This window comes from Shewanella sp. MEBiC00475 (genome assembly GCF_005234075.1).
Lineage (GTDB): Bacteria > Pseudomonadota > Gammaproteobacteria > Enterobacterales > Shewanellaceae > Shewanella > Shewanella polaris.
On sequence record NZ_CP039928.1, the window covers coordinates 3,928,390 to 3,952,127 of the forward strand.

18 protein-coding genes are annotated in these 23,738 nt (G+C 40.7%); 15 read left to right on the plus strand and 3 right to left on the minus strand.

Features of this window, described 5'->3' with window-relative positions; genetic code table 11:
* Positions 1-5: 5 nt before the first annotated feature.
* On the minus strand, positions 6-143 hold the full coding sequence (locus FCN25_RS20965) for a hypothetical protein (protein ID WP_175405897.1): 138 nt from the start codon (positions 141-143) through the stop codon (positions 6-8).
* A 281-nt stretch (positions 144-424) separates the two neighbouring features.
* Positions 425-922, minus strand: coding sequence for a LuxR C-terminal-related transcriptional regulator (locus FCN25_RS17435; RefSeq protein WP_137226671.1), 498 nt, complete (start codon positions 920-922; stop codon positions 425-427).
* Positions 923-1,105: 183 nt separating this feature from the next.
* Between FCN25_RS17435 and FCN25_RS17440 the strand changes: the two genes are divergently transcribed.
* From FCN25_RS17440 to FCN25_RS17505, 14 genes are all read left to right on the plus strand, one after another.
* Positions 1,106-2,347: a metal transporter gene (locus FCN25_RS17440; RefSeq protein WP_137226672.1), complete on the plus strand. Its 1,242-nt coding sequence runs from the start codon at positions 1,106-1,108 to the stop codon at positions 2,345-2,347.
* Entirely contained in the window at positions 2,344-3,375 is a 1,032-nt protein-coding gene (locus tag FCN25_RS17445; protein ID WP_137226673.1) for a membrane fusion-like protein, read from the plus strand. The genes FCN25_RS17440 and FCN25_RS17445 overlap by 4 nt, the downstream gene beginning before the upstream one ends.
* Position 3,376: 1 nt before the next feature.
* Positions 3,377-6,430 carry an efflux RND transporter permease subunit gene (locus FCN25_RS17450; protein WP_137226674.1) on the plus strand — a complete coding sequence of 1,018 codons (3,054 nt, stop codon included), beginning with the start codon at positions 3,377-3,379 and terminating at the stop codon, positions 6,428-6,430.
* Positions 6,427-6,732 (plus strand): DUF3240 family protein, encoded by a 306-nt coding sequence (locus FCN25_RS17455; protein WP_137226675.1) that lies wholly within the window; start codon positions 6,427-6,429, stop codon positions 6,730-6,732. Before FCN25_RS17450 ends, FCN25_RS17455 begins: the two co-directional genes overlap by 4 nt.
* Positions 6,733-6,851: 119 nt before the next feature.
* A complete protein-coding gene (locus FCN25_RS17460) occupies positions 6,852-7,271 on the plus strand; it encodes a copper resistance protein CopC (protein WP_137226676.1) in 420 nt (139 codons plus the stop codon).
* Between the two features lie 265 nt (positions 7,272-7,536).
* A complete protein-coding gene (locus tag FCN25_RS17465; protein WP_368074090.1) occupies positions 7,537-8,652 on the plus strand; it encodes a 4-phosphoerythronate dehydrogenase in 1,116 nt (371 codons plus the stop codon).
* A gap of 191 nt (positions 8,653-8,843) precedes the next feature.
* The gene (locus FCN25_RS17470; protein ID WP_137226678.1) at positions 8,844-9,860 is read left to right on the plus strand and encodes an aspartate-semialdehyde dehydrogenase; all 1,017 of its coding nucleotides are present in this window, start codon (positions 8,844-8,846) and stop codon (positions 9,858-9,860) included.
* Positions 9,861-10,149: 289 nt separating this feature from the next.
* Complete coding sequence (locus tag FCN25_RS17475; protein ID WP_137226679.1) at positions 10,150-14,025, plus strand: FimV/HubP family polar landmark protein; 3,876 nt, start codon at positions 10,150-10,152, stop codon at positions 14,023-14,025.
* 153 nt (positions 14,026-14,178) lie between these two features.
* Complete coding sequence (gene truA / locus FCN25_RS17480) at positions 14,179-14,964, plus strand: tRNA pseudouridine(38-40) synthase TruA (RefSeq protein ID WP_137226680.1); 786 nt, start codon at positions 14,179-14,181, stop codon at positions 14,962-14,964.
* 92 nt (positions 14,965-15,056) lie between these two features.
* Complete coding sequence (folC, locus tag FCN25_RS17485) at positions 15,057-16,334, plus strand: bifunctional tetrahydrofolate synthase/dihydrofolate synthase (RefSeq protein WP_137226681.1); 1,278 nt, start codon at positions 15,057-15,059, stop codon at positions 16,332-16,334.
* 71 nt (positions 16,335-16,405) lie between these two features.
* A complete protein-coding gene (locus tag FCN25_RS17490; RefSeq protein ID WP_137226682.1) occupies positions 16,406-17,020 on the plus strand; it encodes an SPOR domain-containing protein in 615 nt (204 codons plus the stop codon).
* A gap of 152 nt (positions 17,021-17,172) precedes the next feature.
* Positions 17,173-17,661, plus strand: coding sequence for a CvpA family protein (locus FCN25_RS17495; protein WP_137226683.1), 489 nt, complete (start codon positions 17,173-17,175; stop codon positions 17,659-17,661).
* A 34-nt stretch (positions 17,662-17,695) separates the two neighbouring features.
* Complete coding sequence (gene purF, locus FCN25_RS17500; RefSeq protein WP_137226684.1) at positions 17,696-19,210, plus strand: amidophosphoribosyltransferase; 1,515 nt, start codon at positions 17,696-17,698, stop codon at positions 19,208-19,210.
* Positions 19,211-19,668: 458 nt separating this feature from the next.
* Positions 19,669-21,027 carry an RNA-guided endonuclease TnpB family protein gene (locus FCN25_RS17505; protein WP_137226685.1) on the plus strand — a complete coding sequence of 453 codons (1,359 nt, stop codon included), beginning with the start codon at positions 19,669-19,671 and terminating at the stop codon, positions 21,025-21,027.
* Here the strand turns inward: FCN25_RS17505 and FCN25_RS17510 are convergent.
* Positions 21,024-21,596: a tRNA (adenine(22)-N(1))-methyltransferase TrmK gene (locus FCN25_RS17510; RefSeq protein ID WP_137226686.1), complete on the minus strand. Its 573-nt coding sequence runs from the start codon at positions 21,594-21,596 to the stop codon at positions 21,024-21,026. The two genes, FCN25_RS17505 and FCN25_RS17510, sit on opposite strands and share 4 nt — an antisense overlap.
* A gap of 176 nt (positions 21,597-21,772) precedes the next feature.
* On the opposite strand from FCN25_RS17510, the gene FCN25_RS17515 reads away from it, so the two are divergent.
* Positions 21,773-23,728, plus strand: coding sequence for a DNA topoisomerase III (locus FCN25_RS17515; RefSeq protein WP_137226687.1), 1,956 nt, complete (start codon positions 21,773-21,775; stop codon positions 23,726-23,728).
* The last annotated feature ends 10 nt before the right edge of the window (positions 23,729-23,738 follow it).

The window sequence follows — 23,738 nt, forward strand, 5'->3', positions numbered from 1 at the left end:
TACGTTCAGTATAAAATAGTATGAGTGGCTGTTGCCGCTAATTGATTAAAGCCAGCCTTGGAAACAAGCTGGCTTTTTTGTTGTTTATAATAAATGAGTTTGATGACCATATTCTGTTTTAACACTTTTGTTATTCCTGCCATGCTTCCTTCCGTATACGTCATTCCTGCCTGTTTCATGTACTCGATATTCTGTAATGCTTAGATCCCTGTTCACAGTGTTAACTGGAAAGAATCTGCGTTTTTAATATTTAAGTTAAAGCTAAGAATTGTTTATTAATAAAAGCTCTCGGGGATGACGGCTGAAAAAGCTACGAAAAACTAAGAATATTTAAAGTTGATATTAGAGGGTTACGCTTTTAGGACTGAGTTAGTCCTGCTAGATTCAGGACATAGAATGCAATTATTTATGCGAGTAAAATATATTACTCTTGAATAAAATCTTCCATAAACCATGCGCATAGGGTGTGGCGGCCGTCTACTTGAGCTTTGTTATAAATCGTTGAGGCCTGTTGGCGTACTGTTTTTTCTTTGGTGAGTCTTACTTCTGCAATTTCTTTAAAACTGAGCCCTTTTAACAGTAATAATGCGACTTGTTGTTCGCTCTTTGTGAAGTGCCATGCCTCGAATTGTGTTGCGATGGTTTGGCTATATTCTTGTCTTGCTGCACGCATTTGGCCTGACATGTTATTTATTTGTTTGTCAGCTTGTTTTAGTTTCGAGCTGAGTGCTTTGACTTGGCGAGAACTGCGAATAAGGTCATAACCTAAAAAAATACTACCAGCAATGGTAAGTAGTACAAGCATACTTTCTTGGGCAATATGCCAAGCGGGAATGTTAAGTTGTAGATCGGCAAAGATGTCAAACAACTTAAACAGGGTTATCAACAGTAATAGTATAATGATGAATACGTCTTTTCTCATGACATCAGTCCAAAAGTGAGTTAATTATACAAATAAGATTAATCTATGGATTGTATGTTTAAAATCATGATCTTACACTATAGTACATATGTACTATAACGGTGTCTATGATACATATCCCCCATGTTATGTCATCCAAAAGCGAATATGTTAAGTATACATTTTGGGTTACAGAAATCACTTATGTCTGTTGTTAAGTTTAGTATCAAAATATGTTTTATTATTGCTTTAGCTAGCAGTGCTTATGGCTATGGAGCAACAACCAATGACCTGCCGCAACTTTTGCAATTAAGTCAAAATAGATTAAACAAGACCACCATAAATGGCATGCCATCCAATGATAGCCGCTCGTTACAATTAAGCAGTTCAACTTGGTTAACGGGCTTACCCAGTATCAGTTTAAGTTACCTTGGTGATCTAGATAATAGTAACATTTATGAGCAAGAAGTATCACTTAACTTACCCATCAAATCATTTAGTTTGCATCGTAGCGATAACAAACTAAAGCAACTGACTAATGCGTTACTTGATCAGCAAGTGGCGCTACAAAAATTGTATTTATCTGGTTTGCTAAGACAAAGCATGTGGGAATACCGCATTGCATCAGTGAAGCTTGAGCAGTTGCAACGTAAAGCCTCATTACTAGAACAGTTATATGCGCAGCAAAAACAACTTTCTGATGCTGGTGAGTTACCTGCGGTCAACATATTGCTGTTAGAGCGTGAACGTGTGGACATAGATTTAATTCAAATTGATCTTATGCAGCAACAAGATGAATCATTAGCGCTTTTTCAATCACTCACGGGCTTAAGTGATATACCAATACGCATAGAAGAAAATAACCATAATATTGTTGATCTTGACGCGCAATCTATCAATGGGGCTGACATGGTATTGATGCAGCATCCATTGTGGCAACTGCAATCTCTGCAACAACAACTGCAAGACGTCATCATGGCAAGTCAGCAAGCTGGGGATCAAGATCCTTGGACCGTATCATTAACCGCAAAAGAAACTGCTGGTGATCAATTTAACGACCAACATTTAGGTTTGGGGGTAAACATACCACTCGGCTTCGGTTCAGCATTATCGCAAAGTGAACTGTCTGTTTGGCAGAAAGATTATCAAGATCACCGTATCAATAGCGAAAGCCTTTATCTTGAATTAAAAAAACAATCACAAAAGCTGACATTACAGCAGCATAATCTTCAAAAACAGCATGCCTTGTTACAACGTGGAGTAACACTGGACCGTACCATTACTGAAGATTTAGCCAAAGTGAAAGATCAAAATCAAATTGGTTATGAAATCTGGTTGCGTCGTTACATGGATGCATTAGATACCGAATCGCATTTAGCACTTAATCAAGTGGCTCAGCAACAACTTCATTCTCAGCAACTGCAAGCTTTAGGGATTTCATTATGATGGCCAAATTTGGCACCAGCCTTTTATCTATCACAATCTGTTTATCATCGACTTACGTGTGTGCTGAGTCCATATCGCTTACAGCGTTAGGTCATTTAGATGTGAGTTATATTTCGCCTAAAAAGGTGGCCAGTTATGAAGGTAGTCCTCTTCCCGCACAAATAGCGCGTTTACCTGGCAATGATTATAGGGTGATGACACCTGAAAATATTCAGCAAGTGACCTTTTTAGTGGGGCAGGGAGAAATTGTTACCAAAGGCCAAGCGATTGTAAAATTGACCGGGCCTGAAGTATTTCATTTTCTTGCTCAAATTGAGGCCGCTAAAAGCCTGTATGATTTAGCTCAACAACGTTATGACCGTAACAAGCCTTTGTTAAAAAATGGCAGTATTAGTACTGATAAGTGGCGCGAGATTAGCCAAGATTATTTTAGTTCTCATCTTGAATACGAACATATGCAACATTTTATGGAAATGGTGCAACGCATTGATGCTGTTACAGAATCTCTGGTGGTCATAGCGCCTGTGGCGGGTATCGTTAATCTTAATCATCTTAATAGCCCTTACAGTGCTGGGACTCAGTTATTTTCGCTTATACCCGCCGAGAGTATTCGGGTGAAGGTGAGTGTGCCTATGAGCCAGTCAACATCGTTATCAGCGGTGAATATTAATCAATGTCATATTGCGATAGATGAAGTGTCTGCTATTGCTGATGGCGTGTTTTTAACTGCTTGGTCTATGCCAATACCCAAAGTGTGCAATTTACTTTTAGGGCAACAAATTACTGTCATACCTGAGTACCAAAAAGCCGTATATTTGGTGCCCAAAAATAGTGTGTTTACTTGGATGCAAGATAGCCAAATTTTTACTCAAACCGCTCAATCCTTGTCTGCACTGAATATCGATATTTTAGGCTCAACTCCTAATGAATATATCGTCGCCAGTGATCAAGATTTAAGTCAAATGAAGGTGTTGTCCCAATCTGTTGCTGCAGTGAAAGGAATATTACTTGGTTTAGGAGGCGAATAACATGCTCGCTTCTGTGATCCGTTTCTCGCTGACGCAGCGCTTGTTTGTGCTAATAGTTGCGCTGATATTAATGTTAGCAGGCACTCGTGCTTGGTTTGCTATTCCACTTGATGCTTTTCCTGATATTTCACCGACGCAAGTTAAGGTTATTATAAAAGCGCCAGGCATGACTCCAGAAGAAATTGAAGCGCAGATTACTGTGCCGATTGAAACCGAGTTATTGGGGATCCCGAATCAAGCTATTTTACGTTCTACGACTAAATATGCCATTAGCGATATTACTTTAGATTTTACTGAAGGGACTGATATCTATTGGGCCAGACAGCAGGTAAGCGAACGGTTAGCTGCAGTATGGGATAGTTTTCCTGAGGGCGTTTCTGGTGGTGTGGCACCTATGAGTACGCCTTTAAGTGAAATTTTTATGTTTACACTTGAAAACCCTAACTTGTCTTTGATGGAACGTCGTCAGTTGTTGGAGTGGGAAGTTAGGCCATTGCTACGTACTGTTGCCGGTGTGGCAGATGTCAATATTTTGGGCGGTTATGCTAAGAGTTTTAGTATTAATCTTAACCCATCAGCAATGGCGGCAGCTAGAGTGAGTTTTGCCGATCTGCAACAAGCTATTACAGACAATAATCATAACGAAGGTGCTGGTAAGCTAACGATTGGTACTGATACCATTATTGTGCGTTCAGAAGGACGAGTTGATGATATTGATGAACTTAGACAGTTGGTTATAAAAGCTAATGGTGCTCAGGTTTATAGGCTTATGGATTTGGCTGATATTCAAATTGGTCATTTAGCGCGTTATGGCGCTGTATCAAAAGATGGTGAAGAGGCCGCAGAGGCATTAATTATTGCGCTTAAAGATGCCAATACTGCCCAAGTTGTTACCAGTATTAAGGCTAAGCTAGCGCAAATTAGTACATCATTACCAGAAGGCAGTGATATCAATGTTTTTTATGATCGTGCTAATTTAATTAATACCGCGATAGATACTATTTCGAGTGCCTTATTTGAAGCAGTGTTGTTAGTCATTGTATTACTAGCGCTGTTTCTAGGTAATGTGCGAGCGGCTTTAGTGGTGTCGTTGTCTTTACCTCTTGCGGCATTAATGACCTTTTTGATGATGGATCTTTTTAATCTTTCAGCGAATCTTATGAGCCTAGGTGGCTTGGTGATAGCCATTGGCATGCTGGTTGACTCCTCAGTGGTGGTGGTTGAAAACATGGTCAATCTTATTGCCACCAAGCAACGTTTGCCTCGTTTACATCTTATTTATCGTGCGACCAAAGATGTGGCTATTCCTGTGGTGTCTGGCACTGTTATTGTGATGATTGTATTTTCACCATTACTGACATTAACAGGCTTAGAGGGCAAATTGTTTACACCTGTGGCTGTGACGATTGTGTTTGCGATGTTATCCGCGTTAGTGTTGTCTCTTACTGTTATTCCTGTCATTGCCTCTTATTTAGTTAACGAGAAGTCGGCGCAAGAGCCCAAGGCTATTGAGAAGCTTAAGGCTGCCTACTTGAGTAGCTTAAAAAGGACTTTTATTTATAAAAAACCTTTTATGATTGTCGCATTTACTCTGTTAGTGGTGAGTTTAGGGCTGTTTAGTTTGGTTGGTAAAACGTTTATGCCCACCTTGAATGAGGGCGATATTATTTTACAGTTAGAAAAATCACCTTCTATTTCTCTTGAAGCTTCTATTGCTATAGATAAGCAAATTCAAACCACCTTACTGGACAAGGTTCCAGAAATTAAGCAAATGGTCGCTCGAACAGGCTCTGATGAGATTGGTTTAGACCCTATGGGATTGAACGAAACGGATGTGTTTTTGGAGCTTGCCCCTCGAGATGAGTGGCGATTTACTGATAAGACGCAATTGATTGAGGCTATTCGTACTGAGCTACTTAATTTTCCAGGGGTAAATTTTAATTTTACTCAACCCATCCAGATGCGCGTATCTGAAATGCTAACAGGCAGTATTGGTGATGTGGCAATTAAGGTATTTGGCACTGATATCGATACGTTAGGGCAATTAACAGCTCAAATTGAACAGCTTGTCAGTGGGACTCGTGGCAGTGTTGATGTAAAAATGTCCATGATAGAAGGCAGTCCATTTATTAATTTAACCTTAGACAATGAGCTGGCGCGAGGCTTTGGCATGAGCACCATGGAGTTTGCTCGTTATTTAAAGAGCCAACTTGAAGGTGTTGTTGTCACAGAGGTGTTACAAGGTAAAAAACGTACTCCTGTATTGATAGCCAATAATCAAGGCGGATTAAGTAGCATTAATGAACTACAAAATCAGTTGTTAGTGATGCCAGATCATTCGTTAAAACGTCTTACCGATATCGCCCAATTAAACTACAAAGAGGGTCCTATTTTAATTGAACGAGAACAAGGTGACCGTTTTTCAGTCATTACAACTAACGTGCAAGATCGAGATATTGTTAGTTTTGTAGAAGAACTGAACGCTAAAATTGGTGCAGAGATTAAATTCCCTAGCGGTTACAGTGTCAGTTTTGGTGGCGAGTTTGAAAATCAACAACGTGCTACCAATAACTTGCTACTGGTAATTCCCGTCGCAATTGCATTAATTACGCTTATTTTATTCACGACCTTTGGTTCGCTTGCAAAAGCAGGTTTGATTTTGGCTAACGTACCGTTTGCTATGATGGGCGGGATTGTGAGCTTATATTTTTCAGGTGAGTATTTATCTGTGCCTGCTTCGGTTGGTTTTATTGCATTACTCGGCGTCGCGGTACTTAACGGTGTGGTGATGGTGAGTTATTACGAGCAGACCAAACATGTTTTTAGCAGCTTATTGGCGCGAGTCGAGCAAGGTGCAGCAAGACGTTTACGACCTATTTTGATGACCGCGACTACGGCAATGTTTGGTTTAATGCCGCTAGTCTTCGCATCTGGTCCTGGTGCTGAAATCCAAAAACCTTTAGCCATTGTGGTTATTGGAGGTTTGTTGACATCAACCATTACAACGCTTTATTTATTACCAATCCTTTATTACTGGCTGGAGAAACGACGATGATCACGGAGCAACTGTTAGTGCTGATCGCCCAAAATGATATTAAGGACGATATTGTTGATACCTTGATCGAGCTTGAGTTTTTATCAGGTTTCAGTTTGGGTAGCATTTGTGGTTTTAGCCGCGAGCATAGCCATTTTAATATTAAGGAACAAGTTGAAGGTTATCGTGAGTTTTGTAAGTTTGAAATTATGCATCCCGTGGACCAACAAGAGGCGTTATTAGGCGCCTTGTCTGTAGTTTGTAAGCACAATCCATGTCGATATTGGATTACACCAATTATACACACTGGCACGCTATGTTAACGTTAATAGCATAGTCCGTAGTTAGAAACGGCAATGTTAGGTGTTTGGTTTATCAGTGATTAAGTCATACAGTTTTATGTCTAAAGATGTTTGTTCAGTAAAATTGATAAGGTGTTGAAATGAAAATTTATCAGTGTTTAACCATGATGTTATTCGCTATGTTGGCAACAACTAGTATTTATGCCAATGATATTCCCTCAGATAATAGTGATGTGGCTATTGAGTTTATTATCGAACCTGCAAGTGTTTTAAAAATTACATTTGATGACGCTGTGACTTTGCATTCAATTATAATCAAGAATAGTGATGGTTATTTGCTTAATTTAGATGTTCAGGTACCTAAAAATCCTGCTACTGTCTTTTATTTTGAGATCCCTAAGCTACCTCCAGCAGAGTACCTTGTGATGTGGCGCAGCCAGAACGATGATGCTTTAATAAGACTTGGAGAAGCAAAGTTAACATTAAAAGATGACGTATACCCTCGACCATCTACAAAAAAGCCTAAGTATGGAATTTTGCACAGAAAATTAAACCACTAGTATAATGGGGCGATAAAAGCAGAATTCTTGAGGCCTAGTGTCTTGGCGGCATAAAAATTTAGTTTTTAGTTATAATAGTGGTCAAGCGCCTATCAACGAAGTGTTTTCGCCTTTGTATCGTTTGTCACCCGTTCCCCACATCAAGTCGTTTTTCCTCGTTCCTTTGCTGGCTTTGGTATAAGATAGTGCCAATAAATCGCGATGTTATATCGTTTATTTCGCCAGTGAATAAGATCTCAAAATGAAAATAATTGCCGATGAAAATATGCCTTATGTTGAAGCCTTATTTGGCGACTTAGGCCAAATTGAATATGTAAATGGCCGAACTTTGAGCCCAGAACAAGTCAATGATGCTGATGTGTTGCTGGTGCGTTCGGTGACTAAAGTGAATGCAGCGTTAATTGAGAATGCAGAGAAGCTTAAGTTTGTCGGTAGTGCGACGATTGGTACCGATCATGTTGATGTTGATTATCTGGCAACTCGCAATATTTATTTCACTAATGCCCCAGGGTGTAATGCTACCGCTGTAGGTGAATATGCATTTATTGCGATGTTGGAGTTAGCTCAACGTTTTGGTGAATCATTAGCCGGTAAAGTTGTGGGTATCGTGGGCGCCGGTAATACGGGTACTGCTGCCGCTAAGTGTTTGCAAGCTTACGGTCTAAAAATATTGTTATGCGATCCAATTAAAGCATTGCAAGGTGATCCTCGTGAGTTTGTGTCACTCGACACTATCATCGAACAAGCAGATATAATCAGTTTACATGTACCTATTACGAAACAGGGGCAGCATAAAACCTGGTATTTATTTGATGAAATGCGACTCAATCAATTAAAGCCTAATACGTGGTTATTAAATTGTTGTCGTGGCGAGGTTATTGATAATCAAGCGTTAATAAAGGTTAAGCAACAACGTGATGATATAAAGTTAGTACTTGATGTATGGGAAGGTGAACCTAAACCCATGGCAGCGTTGGTGGCGTTAGCAGAATTTGCGACACCGCACATTGCTGGTTATAGCCTAGAAGGCAAAGCTCGTGGCACGTTTATGCTGTATCAGAAGTGGTGTGAATTACTTGATTTACCAGTAGCAAAATCATTGGAGAGCTTGTTACCGAGATTCCAATTTAGTCACATTTCCAGTCAAGGTGATTTAAACGAAAGACAATTACTGAAATTATCACGTTTAGTCTACGACTTGCGCGATGATGATTTAAGCTTCAGAGGTTGTTTTGCAACCGCTGCAGGATTTGATTTAATGCGTAAAAACCATACATACCGTCGTGAGTATAGTGCTATTGCGTTAAACCAAGTTACGTCATCGTTATCAGTTGGTGCAATTAACCAATCGATGCTAATGGCTTTGGGGTTTACTTCATAACCACGGGTGTTAACTCTGAAAGTAGTCAATTCGAATAAGCAGCGATATTGTGGGTAAAATTGAGTATTTTAAGCCTGTTGAGAAAAAATCACTTCAAAGCAGGCTTTTTTAGCATATTAACCCTAGTAAAGCATAAGCAATCTAAGGTAAATTGATTGTCCAAACTGGATAATCGGAGTCGAGCGTTAATTATGTCTCAGGAATTTAATGTAGTCGTTTTAGGTGCATCGGGCGCAGTGGGTCAAACTATGATTGAGATCCTCGAGCAGCGTAATTTCCCGGTTGCGAAGTTGTTTCCATTAGCGAGCAGTCGCAGTGCTGGCGAAACGGTCAGTTTTCATGGTAAACAAGTTGAAATTCTTGACGTAGAAACATTTGATTGGACTCAAGCGCAAATTGGTTTCTTCTCTGCTGGTGGTGACGTGTCTGCCAAATGGGCTCCAATTGCGGGTGAAGCCGGTTGTGTTGTTATCGATAATACGTCACATTTTAGATATGACGTAGACGTGCCTTTGGTGATACCTGAAGTTAACCCAGAAGCGATTGCTGATTTCCGTAATCGCAATATTATTGCTAACCCTAATTGTTCTACTATCCAAATGTTGGTTGCGTTAAAGCCTATTTATGATGCTTATGGCATTTCACGTATTAACGTGGCGACGTATCAATCCGTATCTGGTACGGGGAAAAAAGCCATTGAAGAACTAGCGGGCCAATGTGCAAAATTATTGCAAGGTTTACCTTCAGAGCCATCAGTTTACCCAAAACAAATTGCATTTAATGTGTTGCCTCAAATTGATATGTTTATGGAAAATGGCTACACCAAAGAAGAAATGAAAATGGTGTGGGAAACCCAAAAGATATTTGGCGATGATGAAATCGTTGTTAATCCAACGGCTGTGCGTGTACCTGTGTTTTATGGACATTCAGAAGCAATACATATTGAAACCCGTCAACCTGTTGATGCTGAAGATGTTAAAGCTGTTTTACGTGATGCACCAGGTGTGGTGTTATTTGAAAGTGACGACGAATATCCAACAGTTGTGACCGATGCTGCGGGTAACGACCCGGTCTATGTTGGTCGTGTTCGTAAAGATATTTCGCATTCTCACGGTATAAATTTATGGGTTACTGCCGATAACATCCGTAAAGGTGCAGCATTAAACAGTGTTCAAATCGCAGAAATTTTGATTAGAGATTATTATTAATTACATTTTTTAAATGGGTAATGATATTAATCAATAACGCGATTTAGTTTAAAAAGCCTGCGCTGAGCAGGCTTTTTTCGTTTTACAGACCCCAATAGTAGCAGGTCAGGTGAATCTAGTTTATAGTCGTAAATATATCATTTTTAACATCAATAATATTGTCATTGCCTGTAAAATGGGCTCAACATGAATGTGATTAGATATAATTAACGACTTAATACTAACGATAAAAATTGCCTAAAGCCTGTTGCCAAGCTGGTAACTCAATAGCGCTAAAAGGGAAGGATTGATGACTTTGCGTACTTCATATATTTTGGGTTTGATTGCCTGCACCACTGTTGGTTTAACAAGTGTACAACTTATTGAGTCTGCACAGGCAGAAACACTGAAAATTACTGGCCCAAATGGTGAGCTAAAACAACAAGTAAAACGCCAATATGGTCCAACTACGGTAAGAGATACCTTTTGGAGTATTGCGCAAAAAGTCAGGCCGAATGACAAGGTCAGTGTTTATCAAGTAATGGCCGCATTATTTGATGCCAATCCACATGCGTTTAGTGGTGATAATTACAATACATTAGAACGTGGGATGATATTATTAGTTCCCTCGGCAGATGTAATGGCTGCTATTCCCAATGACGTCGCTAAGCGTCGTGCAGAGCAAAATGACCGCAGAGTTAATCGAGCAACGCCAACTACTCCTGTGATTAGTAAACCAGCTCAACTTCCTAAAATTACCACAGCAAAGAAACCGACTGTAGGCAAACCACTGCAAATAGTTCAGAAAACTCCAGCTGTAGCGGTACAAACCAAAGCCATTAAAGAAGCTAATGATGTTGTGGTCAGCGAGCTTAATAGCACATTAGATAAAGCCAATGCAAAAACGTTAATGTTGACAGATGAGCTGGCGCGCTCACAAGATGAATTAATGGTTAGCAACAATGATAATCAAGTGTTGAAAAACAAAATTGAACAAATGTCATTGAATATCTCGTCACTTGAAGAAGATTTACAGCTATTACGTGAGAAATATGAAGGTTTAACCTTAGAAAATGAAAACCTTACTTATCAAGCTGAAAACGTCGAAACTCTTGTAGAAGAACCCACTGATTTTTGGCGCAGCTTAATGGATAACACCATTTTGTTAATCCTCGCCGCATCAATTCCGCTGCTTATGTTATTCGGCTTTATTTTCTGGTTACTCAGCCGCCGCAATAAAAAGACTCAACAGGCAGAAATAAAATCAGAAATTCAACCAGAACAACAATCGACTACTTCAACAGTTGATGATGACGCTGAAGATATTGTGGTTCATTTAGATTCGGATGATGAAGAGTCAATTGATGATTTATTGGATTTAGATAGCGTTGATTTACAGCCTGAAGCCCAAATGAGTAGTGATGCCGAGATGGATATGGCATCAGAGATGTTTATTAGTGAAAAAGAAATCGAAGATGATGAAGGCACTTCATTAGATGATTTATGGGCTGAGGCCATGGATGATCAAGATTCAGAACTTGAACCGTTAGAAGATGACGATGATCTAGACCATTTATTGGATGGATTAGATGATCAACCCGCTGCAACCATAAGCTCTACCGCACCGGAAGATGATTTAGACAGTTTGTTGGCAGATTTGGATGTTGATAGCAAAGATGATGCCGATGACATAGATGCCTCAGCAGAAGATGATATTGACTCGTTGCTAGCCGAATTCGATATGCCGGCAGAATCTGCTGATACTGTTGTCGATGAATCCGTTAAAGCCGATAGTTCAAACGCAGAAGATGATATTGACTCATTGCTCGCCGAATTCGATATGCCTGCAGAATCAGCTAATACCCTAGTCGATGAATCCGTTAAAGCCGATAGTTCAAGCACAGAAGATGATATTGACTCATTGCTCGCCGAATTCGATATGCCGGCAGAATCTGCTGATACTGTTGTCGATGAACCCGTTAAAGGCGATAGTTCAAGCGCAGAAGATGATATTGACTCATTGCTCGCCGAATTCGATATGCCTGCAGAATCAGCAAATACCCTAGTCGATGAACCCGTTAAAGCCGATAGTTCAAGCGCAGAAGATGATATTGACTCATTGCTCGCCGAATTCGATATGCCTGCAGAATCAGCAAATACTGTTGTCGATGAACCTGCTACAGCTGACGAGGCTGTTAAAGTAGATAACTCAAATGTGGATGATGATGTTGACTCATTGTTAGCTGAGTTTGATATGCCAGCAGGGTATGACGAAGACATAGATGATGTTCTTGTGGGCTTGGCAGCGACCAACGATGATAATGCTGATGATGCGGAAGTTGCGCCTGTAACGAGTGATTCCATTGACAGTGATGACGATATAGCTGCATTGATTGCTGCTGAGTTGCAAGATGATACCAATGATGACGCACAAGATGATGAATCAAGTGATGAAGATATAGATGTACTATTGGCTAACTTAAATGAGCCTATTATTGAGTCAATATTCGTAAAATCAAGTGATCATTCATCCAGTGATGAGCTTCAAGACACTGAAGATGATGACATAGCAGCACAAATTGCGGCTGAATTAAATGATGAAGATGTTGCTGATGCTATTGATGACAGTGACACTAGCGACGAAGACATTGATGCATTATTAGCGGACCTTAACCAGCCAGTGGTTGAGCCTGAAACAAGCGACTTTGACCGCGACTCAGTGCAAGCACAAATTGCTGCAGAATTAAATGATGAAGATGTTGCTGATGCGATTGATGAAAGTGACACCAGCGACGAAGACATAGATGCATTATTAGCGGATCTCAACCAGCCTGTTGTTGCATCTGAAACAAGCGACCCTGAGCGCGACTCAGTACAAGCACAAATTGCTGCAGAATTAGATGATGAAGATGTTGCTGATGCGATTGATGAAAGTGACACCAGCGACGAAGACATAGATGCATTATTAGCGGATCTCAACCAGCCTGTTGTTGCATCTGAAACAAGCGACCCTGAGCGCGACTCAGTACAAGCACAAATTACCGCTGAATTAAATGATGCAGGTGCTATTGATGTCGATGACAGTGACACTTGTGATGAAGACATTGATGCATTATTAGCAGACCTTAACCAGACAGTGGTTGAGCCTGAAGTAACAGCTCAAGATATTGTCCCACAACAAGATCCAATCATTGCAGAACCAGAAGATGCTCTATCTACTGAAGAGTCAATATCAGATGATGAGTTGCTTGATGAGGATATGAAAACGTTATTGGCAAGTTTTAAAGAAGATAGTGATGATGAGCAAGCTTCATTAACATCCGATGCCGAAACAGCTCTTATGGTTGATGAGCCAATCAACGATAACGAGTTATTGGCTGAATTTGACGAATATCTTACTGATAACAATTTAACTCAAAAAGATGATATTGAAGTAGTTCAAGATTCAGAAGAAATACCAGAAACTACGGCATTTGAAGCCGATGATGGCCTTGATGTTTTACTGTCAAAAATGGACGGTGATGATACTGTTTCGCCTACAGCGCAACAAAAAGCCAATAAAGTTTCAGGCTTTTTTAATGACCTAAAATCAAGTAAACCTAAGCCTGAATTATTAGATTGGGAATCGGATTTACTTAATGCTGCGGAGTATGCAACAGAAGAGCAAAAAACCGATAAACCAGAGGTGAGTGATGATGATTTACTGGCGGCATTTTCACAGTCATTAAAAGACGACAATGATGATGACTTTACTTCTGAAGACGGTTATATCCTTAGTGATGATAATCTAACCGTCGATGAAGCGTTGGCTGAATTGGAGAAAAATGAGCAAAGTCAATCAGTTGAATCTAAAACCACTGATGATGACTTGATGCGTTTTGAGCGTGAAAATGGTTACATTGATATCGATAAACTATTAAATGACGCTGATGAGAATGACGATAAAACGGATCAATATAAAGATGTTAATATCGATATGGGATCAGCCAATTCGCTTATGGGCAATCCCGATATGGTCGATGTGGATGATGAAGAAAACTCTGTTAATGCCAAGCTCGATTTAGCTAGAGCCTATATTGAAATTGAAGATCAAGACAGTGCCAGAGCATTGTTAAAAGAAGTGCGAATGGACGGCAATGAACGACAGAAACTAGAGGCCAAAAGTTTACTGGAAAGCTTCAGTTAACTAGGTCTATTAGCTCTGTCAATTAATTGGAACAATTGATGCTACATAAGTAAAATATAAGCTTATGTTAACCATATAAAAGCAAACGGCGCAGATACATGCGCCGTTTTTTTGTGGTAAACTGCGCGCGATTATTTACGAGGGGATATAGGCATGCGGGTCGCGTTAGGTGTTGAATATGATGGTAGTAGTTTTTATGGGTGGCAGCGCCAACTCGATGTCGATTCAGTGCAAGCCCAGATTGAAAAAGCCTTAAGTTTTGTGGCTAATGAACCTATAAAAGTATTATGTGCCGGACGGACTGATACGGGTGTGCATGGTACAGGGCAGGTGGTTCATTTTGACACCAATGTTCAGCGTCCAATAACGGCTTGGACCCAAGGTGTAAATGCTAATTTACCAGACAGCGTAGCGGTACGGTGGGCAAAAGAAGTCGATGATAGTTTTCATGCTCGATATAGTGCTACAGCAAGACGCTATCGCTATGTTATTTATAATCATAAACTGCGACCAGGCATTTTAAGTGCTGGTGTAAGTCATTATCACGGCGTTATTGATGAAACCTTGATGCATCAAGCTGCACAGCTTTTAGTCGGTGAACATGACTTTACCACTTTTAGAGCTTTGCATTGCCAAGCTAATACCCCCATTAGAAACGTGCATCAAGTCAATGTGACTCGCCAAGGCATGTATGTGATGGTAGATATTCAAGCTAATGCATTTTTACATCATATGGTACGTAATATTGTCGGTTCACTGCTTCAAATCGGTTTAGGCAATCAATCTATCGAGTGGATAACACAACTCTTGGCAGTAAAAAATCGCAAACAAGCAGCAGCCACAGCTAAACCGAACGGCTTGTATTTGGTTGATGTGACTTACCCAGAGCACTTTCAATTACCTAAGTTAAGTCTCGGTCCCTTGTTTATGCTCGATTAAGATGCTTTGTATCGTATTTATTGAGATGCAAAATGAACGTTATGTTGTTGCAATACCTTGTAAGGTTTGCCTAAGTCAAAGGGTAATGAATTATGTCAATCGAGTCTAAAATGACGGTACCCAATCAACAATCAAGTTTACATCAATGGCTTGATTATTTACTGGCAATTCATCCTAGCGAAATTGATATGGGCCTAACGCGAGTTAGCGCCGTAGCCAAGCGTATTGACGTGATCGATTTGGCTCCAGCTAAAGTGATTACCGTTGCGGGTACCAATGGCAAAGGTACTACCTGTGCAATGCTTGCCGCTATTTTACGCCAGGCCGACTTATCTGTTGGTGTTTACAGCTCACCTCATTTATTGCAGTACAATGAACGAGTACAGATTAATCAACAAGATGCCAGTGATGACTCTCTAATTGAGGCATTTAGTGCTATTGAAACGGTTCGAGGTGATATTTCATTAACCTTTTTTGAATATGCGACACTCGCAGGCTTATATTTGTTTAAAGCTGCTAAAGTCGATGTGATTATTCTTGAAGTGGGTTTAGGTGGTCGATTAGATGCCACCAATATGATTGACTCCACTGCCACTATCTTGACCTCTATCGATCTTGATCACCAAGAATATTTAGGTGATACCCGAGAACTGGTTGGTAGAGAAAAAGCAGGGGTATTCCGCCCCAATTGTGTCGCTATTATTGGTGAACCAGACTTACCCATGAGCGTGACTGAATATGCGGATCAGATCCATACGTCTTTGTATCGTGTTGGTCATGAGTTTCATTACCATAAAGACCAGAATCAACCAGCATTATGGCACTTTGAATCAACGCAACAGTCTTATACTGATTTAGCTGTGCCAAGGTTACCACTCGCTAACGCTGCAAGTGTTGTCGCGCTGTTAAGTCATATTTGGCCACATATAAGCCAACGGCACATTAACCAAGGTTTACAACAAGCTCAACTTGCCGGGCGATTAGAGCAGGTGAGTGAGCAACCATTAGTATTATTGGATGTCGCACATAATCCGCATGCTGCAAGATATTTATCGCAGCAATTGAAGGCGTATAAAGGTCGTCGTATTATAGCCTTATGTGGCATGCTTAAGGATAAAGACATTAAGTCGGTACTGGCCACATTGGCCGCACAAGTTAGTCATTGGAACATGGTGAGTTTAAATAATCCTCGCGGCGCATCAGCACAAGCATTGTGTCAAGCACTGCCTAATGACGATTGCCGTCAACATGTCAGCGAATTTACTGACATCAGTAGCGCATGGCAAGCAATACAAGCTACCGTAAATGCTAATGATGTGGTCATTGTATTTGGATCTTTTTATACTGTGGCAGGATTTAAATCTTTATAAACATTATTTATGTCAGACGTTGGTTGTACAAACCATCATTAACGTCATTTCGTTGAAAAAGGGAATTAGCTTTGAATCGTCAATTTCAAAATCGTTTGGTGGGCACCATTGTATTAGCAGCCTTAGGGGTGATTTTTTTACCTGATTTACTCGACGGAAAAAAAACACAGGTGGTCGAGGAATTCACTGAAATTCCTTTACGTCCAGTTCAGTCAAGTTCTTCAAATGGGGCCAAGTCGGGCAATACCGACGATTCAGTGGAAGAATTCCAAGTACTAACGATTGCTGAGCCACAAGATATTAGCAACGATATCGTGGCATTAGGCGAAGATAAACCCAAAAAAGAGGGTAGCCAAGTAGTTCAACAGTCCGCTTCAGCCATTTCGACAGTGAAAAAACCTGAGACACAAAATGCCAGTAAAACTAAATCTCCCGTTACCGCTGGTTTTACACTGCAGTTGGGCGGTTTTAATAATGTAACTAATGTGAAAGCTTTGATTATTCAGCTTAGAAAAGCAGGATTTAACGCTTATACACTGCCTAAAACCCCTGTTGAAGGTAAATTAACACGTGTGTTTGTTGGCCCAGAAGTGTCAGAAGAAAAACTTAAAGCTCGTCAACAACCTATATTAAAATTAACGGGGTTAAAAGGCAAAATCGTAGCCTATAATCCTCAAGAACAATAACCTGTTTAGACGGCAGTTTACGTGCGTGATAAATATTTACAATTTGATTGTTCTAAATCACGCAAGAATAATTTGTACAATCGGAGGTGAGAAACATCTCTGTCTCTGTTAGAATCCCGCCGTCTTGAACCCTATACCGGATCCCCATCTTTATGGTTTGGATTGATTACGCAATAATTATTGTCATTGGATTATCAACTATTATTAGTTTGATCCGTGGGTTTGCCAAAGAAGCCATGTCTCTTGTGGTTTGGTTTGCCGCTTTCTTTATCGCTAGCCAGTTTTATCTCGATCTTGCTGCTCATTTAACTCAAATGCAGGACGAGTTAGTCAGAAACGGTGTGGCGATTGCCATTCTTTTTATCATTACCCTGATCCTAGGGGCATTAGCTAATTATTTGTTAGGCCAGTTAGTCGATAAAACTGGTTTATCGGGCACAGACCGTGTTTTAGGCCTGTGTTTTGGAGCCATTCGTGGCGCGTTAATTGTTAGCGCATTACTGTTTTTTATGGATGCTTTTACGGCATTCCCTGACACTAAATGGTGGCAGGATTCTGTACTTGTACCTGAATTTGGCGTGGTTATTCAGTGGTTTTTTAACTATCTTGAAAACACCTCCAGCTTTGTACCCAAAATTTAAACCTAAAAACACTTTACAGTGAGGAACCTTACCCATGTGTGGTATCGTCGGAATAGTAGGAAAATCAACAGTTAATCAGACCATTTATGATGCACTAACTGTGCTTCAGCATCGTGGTCAAGACGCAGCAGGTATTGTGACTGTTGACATGAATGCGTTTCGTTTACGTAAAGCAAACGGCTTAGTCAAAGATGTGTTTGAACCTAAACATATGCAGCGTTTACAAGGCAATGCCGGTATTGGACATGTTCGTTATCCTACCGCTGGCAGCTCGAGTGCATCAGAGGCTCAGCCGTTTTATGTTAACTCGCCATTTGGTATTTCGTTAGCCCATAATGGTAACTTGACCAATACGATTGAATTAGCAGATGTTTTGGTGACAAAGCGTCGTCATGTAAACACCACCTCTGACTCCGAAGTTTTGTTAAATCTGTTTGCCGATGAGTTGCAAGAAACGCGCAGCTTAACCTTAAGTGCAGACGAAGTATTTGATGCTGTAGCTAAAGTGCATGCACATATTCGTGGTGCTTATGCCGTGGTGGCAATGATCATAGGCCAAGGGATGGTGGCATTTCGCGATCCGTTTGGCATTCGTCCTTTGGTACTTGGTAAGCATGAAACACCAACCGGCACTGAATATATGGTGGCCTCAGAGAGTGTGGCTCTGGATGCTGTTGGGTTTGAAGTCATGCGCGATGTAGCACCTGGTGAGGCGATTTATATTTCACTTGATGGGCAGTTATTTACTCGTCAATGTGCTGTTAATCCAAGCCATGCTCCATGTATGTTTGAATTCGTGTATTTTGCACGTCCAGATTCTAGCATCGATAAAATCTCTGTTTATGCCAGTCGGGTAAATATGGGCGCTATGTTAGGCAAAAAGATTCAGAAACAATGGGAAGATCATGACATTGATGTTGTTATCCCTATCCCAGAAACCTCATGCGATATAGCGTTAGAAATTGCACGTTGTATGGAATTACCGTATCGCCAAGGGTTTGTTAAAAACCGTTATATCGGCCGTACCTTTATCATGCCCGGTCAGCAAGAACGTAAAAAGTCTGTGCGTCGTAAGCTAAACGCGATTAATACCGAATTTAAAGGTAAAAACGTGTTGTTAGTTGATGATTCGATCGTTCGTGGTACTACATCTGAGCAAATCATTGAAATGGCACGTGAAGCAGGCGCAAAGAAAGTGTATTTTGCTTCAGCAGCACCTGAAATCCGTTTCCCGAACGTATATGGTATCGATATGCCAACGTCTAATGAGCTTATTGCCCATGGTCGTGATGCAGATGAAATTGCTAAAATCATTGGTGCTGACGGCATTATTTTCCAAGACTTAAGTGACTTAATTGAAGCTGTAAGAATGGAAAATCCTGAAATTAAACGTTTTGAAACATCAGTATTTGATGGTCATTATATTACTAATGACGTTGACCAAGCTTACTTGGATCATTTAACTCAATTACGTAATGACGATGCCAAAGCCAATCGCTCAAAAGATATCGGTACTAACTTAGAAATGCACAACGAGTGTCATCCATAAGCTAGCCTGATTGTTTGCCAATAAAAACCAGCATATTTTATGCTGGTTTTTTTATGCGCGAATTAAGAGCTTAGTCGCTTTGCGGCGAGATTCTATCCAAACCAAGTCTAAAAAGTCAGTGTAATGACTAGCAAATGATGCATTGATAATGGCTCTGGATTTTATCACCACGAAGCAAACTCGTAAGGTAGCCCGATCTAGCTCCTCAGTTTTATGCTTATTTGGCGATAATACTCAAGCGCCTGTGACGCTGCATTCGGATTGAATTTGTTTATCTTGCTGTAATGTTCTAGCGTTTTATGCAAATAACGTATGGCTAAATCTTGTTGATGTGGGTCGTTTGAATAAGTGCTCGATGCAATCTCGCTTACTTTAGCTGCGAGTCAAGTCGAGCGATGTTGACTTTACTATTCATTTCATTATCATGATACTGTACATAATTACAGTGTAAGGCAGGTATGCTAACTGGCATCAAATTACGTGCTAACCCAACATCTAATCAAAAGCTGATATTAAGTCAGTGGATGGATTGTGCTCGATTAATTTGGAATGCCAAGGTTGATGAAGAAAGGTATTTCCGCACTTTTGCAAGAAAGTATCATTCGATTGGCACGTATGCTCCTATTGATCAGAAAGCATCGCAGTTTAAATCGAAAGAGCTAACGCCTTGGTTATCAGCCTGTCCTAGTCAGATTATCCGCAATAGTGCCGTCAACTGGTATCAGACTTATCAGAAGTTCATGAAAGGCGCGTGCGATCGCCCTAAGCGCAAACCCAAAACAGACCGAGGCAGTATTTATCTTACTCGTGAAGTCTTTCGATTTGACCGTTGTGAAGATGGCAATATTAGGCTGTTTATTGGCTATTTATCGTTTAAAGCGCACAGTAAATTCAAAATCCCAAATTCACTTTATGTGCGTAAAGAACGCGGCCAATATACGGTGTCTTTCTGTTATGAGAATGGAAAGAGCGAGGTTGAGCTATTGAGCAATGCAGAGCATTTGGCGTTCCTGCAATGCTCAACAAAAGAGTATTTGGAAGAACACACTATCGGTGTTGACCGAGGTGTTGCTATTCCTGTTCACGCAGGCTTAATGACGTTCGATTTTTCTGATAACCAGAAAAACCACATGACTAAAGCCGAACGCTACATTAAGCGGTTACAGCGTCGATTAGCCAAGCAAACAAAAGGCTCTAATCGCAGAAACAAGACCAAGCATTGTATTGCTACACATCACGCCAAAAAGGCCAATATCCGCAACGATTTCGCTCATAAAACAAGTCGCTCGTTAGTCGATAGCAACGCTAAGATTATTGTGTTTGAGGCGCTACGCATCTCAAACATGACCAAAAAGCCCAAAGCCAAACAGAATGAAAGCGGTCAATTTATTTCTAACAAAGCCAAGCAAAAAGCAGGATTAAATAAAGCCATCCTGAATGTAGGCTGGCACGTTATCGAAACCTATACAAAATACAAGGCTAACCAGGCAGGCAAAGTCGTATTTAAAGTAAGCCCAGCTTATACCAGTCAGGAGTGCGCCAAGTGCGATTACACTCACCCCGACAACCGTAAATCACAAGAATCCTTTATGTGCGGTAAATGTGGCAATACTGACAATGCAGATCACAATGCATCATTGGTGATTAAGAAAAGGGCAATTAATCTGATTTTAGACACTGGAACGGTGTTGTCTGATGAAGGTGTTTTACGCCTAAAATCAGATAGTGGACGTGGAGGGAACCGTAAGTCGAGCAGAGCCAAAAGCTCCACTCGCAGCACCCTGCGAAGCGTCAAAAAAGAAAAGTTAGCAGCTTAGGCTGTTATCTTGGAAGCTCGCTGCTTCAGTTGCGAGTAGTTCACCTCATTAGTGTTTTTATGGGGTTTCTGGCCACCATATCGGACATACAAAATTTCATAAAAACGACGGTATTCTTCAATCAGTTTTTCGTCAATTAAATCACAATCAAGTTTAATAAACTGTTGGCGTAGTTCATATTGGTGATGAACTGGACACAAGATAAAGTCGATATTGCGTGCAGAATGTTGTTGGCAAAGCGAATTAACCAACTCGATCATCAAATCTCCGCCAACACCAGCAATAATCACCAAAGGTATTTGCGGGTGTTGCTCCAGTGGTATCGCTGATACGTCACTACAATGTACCTGCCATTGACGAGATGTTTGTTGCGGATAAAACCGCTCAAGTTTAGTGGTTAACTGCTGCATCAATGCTGGCACAATATCGACAAAATTGATCATGTTAGTAGCTTGCTTATCTAGCAACGCAGCGCCAAGCAATCCATGGTCGCAACAACAATCCCAAATGTGACTGTAACCCTTGGGGATCATGTTATTGATATGTGTTAAGCGTTGACTGAGTTTCATCTGTTTATCATGTTTAAAAGTGAAGCTGCGCATTGTAATGATTTGAGCAAAAAAGTGGATAATTATTTGGTATTTGCAGCTTGGCGTATTTAGCGCTAATCTATACTGTAAATTTATACAGTTAAGTGGCGTTATTAAGTTCATTCAGTTGAACGTTAGCGACCCAATAATGGATTATGATTCTATATATTGCTGAAAAACCCAGTCTAGGTCGTGCTATTGCTGATGTTCTGCCAAAGCCACATAAAAAAGGTGATGGTTTTATTACAGCTGCCAATGGTGATTGCGTGTCATGGTGTATTGGTCATTTACTAGAGCAAGCCGATCCAGATGCTTATGATGATGCCTTTAAATCCTGGAAACTCGAACACCTTCCCATAGTGCCGCAAACGTGGAAACTACAGCCTAAACCTAAAACACGCAGTCAACTTACGGTGTTACGTAAACTGGTTAAACAAGCCACGTCGATTATTAATGCTGGCGATCCAGATCGTGAGGGGCAATTGCTGGTGGATGAAGTTATTGCCTATTTAGGCGTAAAAGGTGACAAGCTCAACCAAGTTCAGCGGTTATTAATCAATGATTTAAATCCACAAGCAGTTAAACGAGCGCTAGGGCAGTTACGCAGTAATCGTGAGTTTATTCCTTTATCGACTTCAGCATTAGCTCGCAGCCGTGCTGATTGGCTGTATGGCATGAACATGACCCGTGCTTACACCATTCAAGGTCGTAAAGTGGGTTATCAAGGAGTGTTGTCAGTTGGCAGAGTTCAAACGCCTTTGTTGGGCTTAGTGGTACGCCGCGATGACGAGATTGCTGATTTTAAACCCAAGTCCTTTTATGAGGTATTGGCACATTTAGTTACCGACCAACAACAAACCTTTAGTGCTAAGTGGCAACCTAGCGAAGCGTGTGAACCTTACATGGATGAAGACGGCCGAGTTTTAGCCAAAGGCTTAGCTGAAAATGTGGTTACTCGTATTAATGGACAATCAGGTGAAGTGACTAAGCTTGAAGCCAAAGATAAACGTCAACATCCACCATTGCCTTATAGTTTATCTGCACTGCAAATTGATGCAGCTAAACGTTTTGGCCTGTCTGCTAAAGAGGTACTGGACACCTGCCAAAGTTTGTATGAAAGGCATAAATTGATCACTTATCCGCGCTCAGACAGTCGCTATTTACCTAAAGAGCAGCATGCTTTGGCACCAAAAGTATTGGATGCAGTGCTTAGAGGCGCTTCTGGGTTAGTGGATGGTTGCGACGCACCTAATGCCAAGCTTAAATCTAAAGCCTGGGATGACAGTAAAGTGGATGCCCACCATGCGATAGTACCCACCGAAAAAGTTGCAAATTTGTCGGTGTTATCAAGTAATGAAGTCAAGTTGTATCAACATGTGGCAAGGCAATATTTAGCCCAGTTTTATCCCGCTTATATCTATGCTGAAACGGCTGTTGAAGTGACCATTGAGGGTGGATTATTTACCACTAAGGCGCGACAAGATAAAGCTTTAGGTTGGAAGCAGTTATTTAAACGTACAACGGAAAATCAAAGTAATACTGATTCAAATAACAATGATGACGACGATAACGAGCAGTCACTACCGCCGCTAGTAAAAGGCCAAATACTGCAATGTGAGCGTGGTGAATTATTAGAAAAAATGACCCAAGCGCCTAAACATTTTACTGACGCGACCTTATTAGGCGCCATGACGGGCATCAGTCGTTATGTTACCGATAGCGACATTAAAAAAATCCTCAAAGAAACCGATGGCCTAGGCACAGAGGCTACACGTGCCGGGATTATTGAGTTGCTGTTCAAGCGTGGTTATTTAGTTCGTCAGGGTAAAGCCATTAAAGCGACGCCTGTTGGTGTTGGTCTTATTCGCAGTTTACCCGATTCTGCCACCACACCCGACATGACCGCATTATGGGAAAACAGCCTCGATGCCATTAGCCAAAAACGCTTAAAGTACGATGCGTTTATGCAGCCATTACTCAGTCAGTTAGATGGTCTTATTACTCAAGCGTCAAGTCAGTTACCCTCAGCATTACAAGGTGTTGCCAATAGTGCGCCAAAGCGCAGTTTTAAAAAAACGTATAAAAAGAAGACCAAAGCAAAAGTGAAATAGTGGTAAGGTA

Bases quoted from the DNA above. Each gene is read 5' to 3' on its own strand.
- FCN25_RS17475 (WP_137226679.1), top strand. From the start codon at position 10,150: ATGACTTTGCGTACTTCATATATTTTGGGTTTGATTGCCTGCACCACT.
- FCN25_RS17445 (WP_137226673.1), top strand. From the start codon at position 2,344: ATGATGGCCAAATTTGGCACCAGCCTTTTATCTATCACAATCTGTTTA.
- FCN25_RS17505 (WP_137226685.1), top strand. From the start codon at position 19,669: ATGCTAACTGGCATCAAATTACGTGCTAACCCAACATCTAATCAAAAG.
- FCN25_RS17435 (WP_137226671.1), bottom strand. From the start codon at position 922: ATGAGAAAAGACGTATTCATCATTATACTATTACTGTTGATAACCCTG.
- truA (WP_137226680.1), top strand. From the start codon at position 14,179: ATGCGGGTCGCGTTAGGTGTTGAATATGATGGTAGTAGTTTTTATGGG.
- purF (WP_137226684.1), top strand. From the start codon at position 17,696: ATGTGTGGTATCGTCGGAATAGTAGGAAAATCAACAGTTAATCAGACC.
- folC (WP_137226681.1), top strand. From the start codon at position 15,057: ATGTCAATCGAGTCTAAAATGACGGTACCCAATCAACAATCAAGTTTA.
- FCN25_RS17460 (WP_137226676.1), top strand. From the start codon at position 6,852: ATGAAAATTTATCAGTGTTTAACCATGATGTTATTCGCTATGTTGGCA.
- FCN25_RS17495 (WP_137226683.1), top strand. From the start codon at position 17,173: ATGGTTTGGATTGATTACGCAATAATTATTGTCATTGGATTATCAACT.
- FCN25_RS17510 (WP_137226686.1), bottom strand. From the start codon at position 21,596: ATGAAACTCAGTCAACGCTTAACACATATCAATAACATGATCCCCAAG.
- FCN25_RS17440 (WP_137226672.1), top strand. From the start codon at position 1,106: ATGTCTGTTGTTAAGTTTAGTATCAAAATATGTTTTATTATTGCTTTA.
- FCN25_RS17465 (WP_368074090.1), top strand. From the start codon at position 7,537: ATGCCTTATGTTGAAGCCTTATTTGGCGACTTAGGCCAAATTGAATAT.
- FCN25_RS20965 (WP_175405897.1), bottom strand. From the start codon at position 143: ATGGCAGGAATAACAAAAGTGTTAAAACAGAATATGGTCATCAAACTC.
- FCN25_RS17515 (WP_137226687.1), top strand. From the start codon at position 21,773: ATGATTCTATATATTGCTGAAAAACCCAGTCTAGGTCGTGCTATTGCT.
- FCN25_RS17455 (WP_137226675.1), top strand. From the start codon at position 6,427: ATGATCACGGAGCAACTGTTAGTGCTGATCGCCCAAAATGATATTAAG.
- FCN25_RS17470 (WP_137226678.1), top strand. From the start codon at position 8,844: ATGTCTCAGGAATTTAATGTAGTCGTTTTAGGTGCATCGGGCGCAGTG.
- FCN25_RS17450 (WP_137226674.1), top strand. From the start codon at position 3,377: ATGCTCGCTTCTGTGATCCGTTTCTCGCTGACGCAGCGCTTGTTTGTG.